3 protein-coding genes and 1 pseudogene are annotated in these 5,417 nt (G+C 68.6%); 1 reads left to right on the top strand and 3 read right to left on the bottom strand.

The annotated features are described in order from the left end of the window. The 3 genes and pseudogenes from D0D15_RS35160 to D0D15_RS35170 all read right to left on the bottom strand — a co-directional run. A pseudogene (locus D0D15_RS35160) lies at positions 1-382 on the bottom strand (hypothetical protein); the annotation flags it as partial. Continuing rightward, positions 379-756 (bottom strand): type VII secretion target, encoded by a 378-nt coding sequence (locus tag D0D15_RS35165; protein ID WP_094008588.1) that lies wholly within the window; start codon positions 754-756, stop codon positions 379-381. The gene D0D15_RS35165 and the pseudogene D0D15_RS35160, both read right to left, overlap by 4 nt. Positions 757-764: 8 nt before the next feature. Next, positions 765-1,295: a YbaB/EbfC family nucleoid-associated protein gene (locus tag D0D15_RS35170; RefSeq protein WP_094008587.1), complete on the bottom strand. Its 531-nt coding sequence runs from the start codon at positions 1,293-1,295 to the stop codon at positions 765-767. A 250-nt stretch (positions 1,296-1,545) separates the two neighbouring features. Here D0D15_RS35170 and D0D15_RS35175 point away from each other — a divergent pair, with 250 nt between their 5' ends. Further along, entirely contained in the window at positions 1,546-5,229 is a 3,684-nt protein-coding gene (locus D0D15_RS35175) for a multifunctional oxoglutarate decarboxylase/oxoglutarate dehydrogenase thiamine pyrophosphate-binding subunit/dihydrolipoyllysine-residue succinyltransferase subunit (protein WP_094008586.1), read from the top strand. Positions 5,230-5,417 lie beyond the last annotated feature (188 nt).

Raw genomic sequence — 5,417 nt, forward strand, 5'->3', positions numbered from 1 at the left:
CCCCCTGACCGGCCCACCCCGCCGTACCACCCTCGACCTCGTTCTTCAAATCCCCCGCGACCGCACCCACCTCGGCCGCCACATTCGCCCAGGTATCCGAAAACGACTGGATCACCGGCGGATCCCCCGCCAACCAGTCCAACGCCTCCTTCAACGGCCGCACGTGCTCGATCAACCACGCCACCCCGTACTGAGCCAGCGTCCCCAGCGGATCAATCACCATCGACAGAACCTCGAGACCAGTGCCCAACGCACCCAGCCCACCCTCGACCCACGACCCGTCCTTCACCCCGTTGGACAGGTCCTGCGCCGACTCCAGAATCCCGATGCCAGTGACCGCCGTCGTCTGGGACTGCGCCTGCGCCACCAGCGGGTTGCTCATGTCAGTGGTTCACCCAGCTGCTTGACCGTCTGCCGGGTGCCCTCGTCCTGGCCCTCGTACTTGGTGACCGCCGTGCGCACGTTGCCCGCCGTGCCGGTGACCGACTCCTTCGCCGTCTCCAGCGCCCGGATGCCCATCTGCTCGAACGGGTCGAGCATCATCGCGAACGGCTGGCAGATCACGCCGAACGCGCTGTTGTCCATGCTCACCTGGCGGGCCGCGTCGACAGCGGTCTGCAAGCGTTGTGCCAGCCCGTCGACCTTGCCGGCGTGCGTGCCGAGCTCGTCGGTGAGCACCTCGTAGCCGTTGGCGGCCCCGCGGGACGCCGAACCGCCCGCCCTCGCCGCGGCACCCCGCGCGAAGCTGCTGGTCATCGCTCCCCCTAGTCGCGTCGCAGGAAGGACTGGTCCCCGAAGTCGTCGTCACCGTCGTCGCGGCGGGGCCGCTGCGGCGGCGCCGGCCTGCGTGGCTGCTGCGGCGGCTCGTCGTCGGCCTCGGTCTCGATCCGCAGCTGGCGGCCCGGCGCGGGCGGCTCGGGGTCCTCCGCGGGTGGCTCCGGGAAGTTCTCCTCCGCGGTCCGCACGATGTGCTGCGCCGCGCTGTCCGACTCGCCCACGGTCCCGGCCACGATCTCCTGGATGACCTGCGGATACTTCGACTGGGCCTTCTGCATCGCCTTGAGCACGTTGGCCGCGATCTCGTCCGGGCTCATCGACCGGACCGCGTCGGTCATCCGCACGCCCGTGGGGATGCCGTTGTTACCGACGGTCACGCTGACCGCGCCGCCAGCCACCGATTCGGTGATCGAGATCTGCTCGACCTCGTGCTGCATCGCCTGGAAGCGCTGCGACCGCTCCACCGCGTTGCGCTCCCAGTCGCCGACCATGCGCTCGATGTCCGACAGATCCGCCACCTGACGACCCCTTTCCGCTCTTACTGGAGACGGTCCGGCGACCGTACCGGTTCCACACCGGCCCCGTACTCGATTCCGGCAGGTCCCTTACTCGTCCGGACGCAGGCTGGACCGATCAAGTGAGGAATCCCAAACACCAGTCCCGGGACTTGGGCCACTTCGGTCACAACGGCGAACGCGAGGGGGTTAGCCTGGTAGGCGCATCAAGCGGACAACAAGATCGAGATATGGATAGAGGCGAGTCCCTGCCGTGTCCAGCAGCAGCCCTGCGTCACAGTTCGGCCCCAACGAATGGCTCGTCGAGGAGATGTACGACCAGTTCCTCGCCGACCCCTCTTCAGTAGACGCCGCATGGCACGAGTTCTTTTCGGACTTCAAGCCGACGCAGGCCACCGAGTCGAAGCCGGACGCCGCCCCCGCGCCCGTCCGTGAGCAGCCCGCCAAGCCGGGCAACGGCCAGGTCGACCAGGCTGCGACTGCCCCGGCCGCGCCCGCCCAGCCGAAGCCCGCCGCGAAGCCGGCCGCCCAGCCCGCGAAGCCCGCCGCCGCCAAGCCGGCCGCCGCGGCGCCGAAGCCGGCGGCCACCGAGCCGGAGAGCAAGCAGCTGCGGGGCGCCGCCGCCGCGATCGCCAAGAACATGGACGCCTCGCTGGCCGTGCCGACCGCCACCAGCGTGCGCGCGGTCCCGGCCAAGCTGATGGCCGACAACCGCATCGTCATCAACAACCACCTCAAGCGCACCCGTGGCGGGAAGATCTCGTTCACGCATCTCATCGGCTACGCCATGGTGCGGGCGCTGCAGGACTTCCCGAACATGAACCGGCACTACGCGCTGGTCGACGGCAAGCCGCACGCCGTCACGCCGGAGCACGTGAACCTCGGCCTCGCCATCGACATGAAGGGCAAGGACGGCGGTCGCACGCTGGTCGTCGCCTCGATCAAGAACTGCGAGAACATGACGTTCCGCCAGTTCTGGCAGGCCTACGAGGACATCGTCAAGAAGGCCCGCAACAACAAGCTGACCGCGGACGACTTCGCCGGCACCACCATCTCGCTGACCAACCCGGGCGGCATCGGCACCAACCACTCGGTGCCGCGCCTGCAGGCCGGCCAGGGCGCGATCATCGGCGTCGGCGCCATGCAGTACCCCGCCCACTTCGAGGGCACCAGCGAGAAGACCCTGGTCGACCTGGGCATCAGCAAGATCATGACGCTGACCTCGACCTACGACCACCGCATCATCCAGGGCGCGGAGTCGGGCGAGTACCTCAAGCGCATCCACGAGCTGCTGCTCGGCGGGGACGGCTTCTACGACGACATCTTCACGTCGCTGCGGCTGCCCTACGAGCCGGTCCGCTGGGTCTCCGACATCCCCGAGGGCGAGATCGACAAGACCGCCCGGGTGCTGGAGCTGATCGACGCCTACCGGATGCGCGGCCACCTGATGGCCGACACCGACCCGCTGAACTACCGCCAGCGCCGCCACGAGGACCTGGACATCCTCTCGCACGGCCTGACGCTGTGGGACCTCGACCGCGAGTTCGCCGTGGGCGGGTTCGCCGGCCAGCAGAAGATGAAGCTGCGCGACGTCCTGGGCGTGCTGCGCGACTCCTACTGCCGGACCGTCGGCGTCGAGTACACCCACATCCTGGACCCGGAGGAGCGCCGCTGGATCCAGGACCGCGTGGAGGTCCCGCACGCCAAGCCGGACCCCAACGTCCAGAAGTACATCCTGTCGAAGCTGAACGCGGCCGAGGCGTTCGAGACGTTCCTGCAGACCAAGTACGTCGGCCAGAAGCGGTTCTCGCTGGAGGGCGGCGAGACGGTGATCCCGCTGCTGGACACCGTCCTGGACAAGGCCGCCGAGCACGAGCTGGACGAGGTCGTCATCGGCATGCCGCACCGCGGCCGCCTGAACGTGCTGGCCAACATCGTCGGCAAGCCGATCTCGCAGATCTTCCAGGAGTTCGAGGGCAACCTCGACCCGGGCCAGGCGCACGGCTCCGGTGACGTGAAGTACCACCTGGGCGCGGAGGGCAAGTACTTCCGCATGTTCGGCGACGGCGAGACCAGGGTGTCGCTGGCGTCCAACCCGTCCCACCTGGAGACGGTCGACCCGGTGCTCGAGGGCATCGTCCGCGCCAAGCAGGACATCCTCGACAAGGGCGACAGCGACACCGGCGGCTTCTCGGTGCTGCCCGTGCTGCTGCACGGTGACGCGGCCTTCGCCGGCCAGGGTGTCGTGGCGGAGACGCTGAACCTGGCGCTGCTGCGCGGCTACCGCACCGGCGGCACCGTGCACATCATCATCAACAACCAGGTCGGCTTCACCACCGCGCCGGAGCACGCCCGCTCCTCGCAGTACGCGACCGACGTGGCGAAGATGATCGGCGCCCCGATCTTCCACGTGAACGGGGACGACCCGGAGGCGGCGCACTGGGTGGGCAAGCTGGCCGTCGACTACCGCCAGGCGTTCAACAAGGACGTCGTCATCGACATGATCTGCTACCGCCGCCGCGGCCACAACGAGGGCGACGACCCGTCGATGACGCAGCCGGCGATGTACGACATCATCGACACCAAGCGCTCGGTGCGGAAGACCTACACCGAGTCGCTGATCGGCCGCGGGGACATCTCCGTCGAGGAGGCCGAGGCCGCGCTGCGGGACTTCTCGAGCCAGCTGGAGCACGTGTTCAACGAGGTCCGCGAGCTGGAGAAGCACCCGATCGCGCCGAGCCCCTCGGTCGAGGAGGAGCAGCAGGTGCCGGCGAAGGTGCCGACCGCGGTGCCGGCCGAGGTCATCGAGCGGATCGGCGACGCGTTCGTCAACGTGCCCGAGGGCTTCACCCCGCACCCGCGGGTCAAGCCGGTCATGGAGCGGCGGCACAAGATGTCCCGCGAGGGCGGTATCGACTGGGCCTTCGGCGAGCTGCTGGCGTTCGGTTCGCTGGCGATGGAGGGCCGCCTGGTGCGGCTGTCCGGTCAGGACTCCCGCCGCGGCACGTTCACCCAGCGCCACTCGGTGCTGATCGACCGCAAGACCGGCCGGGAGTACGCGCCGCTGCAGAACCTGGCCGACGAGCAGGGCCGGGTGATGATCTACGACTCGGCGCTGTCGGAGTACGCGGCCGTCGGTTTCGAGTACGGCTACTCGGTGGCCAACAGCGACGCGCTGGTGCTGTGGGAAGCGCAGTTCGGTGACTTCGTCAACGGCGCCCAGACGGTGATCGACGAGTACATCTCGTCCGGTGAGGCCAAGTGGGGCCAGCGGTCGGACGTCGTGCTGCTGCTGCCGCACGGCCACGAGGGCCAGGGCCCGGACCACACGTCGGGCCGCATCGAGCGGTTCCTGTCGCTGTGCGCCGAGGGCTCGATGACCGTCGCGGTGCCGTCCACCCCGGCGAACTACTTCCACCTGCTGCGCCGCCACGCGCTGGACGGCATCCAGCGCCCGCTGATCGTCTTCACCCCGAAGTCGATGCTGCGGAACAAGGCGGCGACGTCGGGCCTGGAGGACTTCACCGGCGACTCGAAGTTCATGTCGGTGATCGACGACGCGCAGGTCGAGCCCGGCAAGGTGCGAAAGGTGCTACTGACCTCGGGCAAGCTCTACTGGGAGCTGGTGGCCGAGCGAGCCAAGCGCGAGGCCGACGATGTCGCGATCGTGCGCATCGAGCAGTACTACCCGCTGCCGAAGAAGAAGCTGCTGGCGGCGCTGGAGCGCTACACCGGCGCCGAGGTCGTGTGGGTCCAGGAGGAGCCCGAGAACCAGGGCGCGTGGCCGTTCTTCGGCCTCCACCTGCCGCGCACGTTCCCGGACGTGCTCGGCAAGCTGGACGTGGTCTCGCGGCGGCCGATGGCTGCCCCGTCGGCCGGTTCGTCCAAGGTGCACGAGGTGGAGCAGAAGGCACTGATCGCAAAGGCGTTCAGCTGATCCAGCCAGGAAAGGCGCCCTCTCCGCGAAGCGGGGAGGGCGCCTTTTTCTTTTACCAACCACCAGAAAACGCAAGCCGGCAACGCAACAGAACCGACCAAGCCCCACACCTCCCCCGCCCCCGCCCCCCAGCCCGCCTTTGGTCGCCGCTCAGGCGTGTCAAGGTACTCTTTTGATGTGCTCCGAGG

The sequence above is a fragment of the Amycolatopsis thermalba genome (assembly GCF_003385215.1).
GTDB lineage: Bacteria > Actinomycetota > Actinomycetes > Mycobacteriales > Pseudonocardiaceae > Amycolatopsis_E > Amycolatopsis_E thermalba.

Coding starts and splice junctions, on each gene's coding strand:
- D0D15_RS35165 (WP_094008588.1), bottom strand. CDS start 756: ATGACCAGCAGCTTCGCGCGGGGTGCCGCGGCGAGGGCGGGCGGTTCG.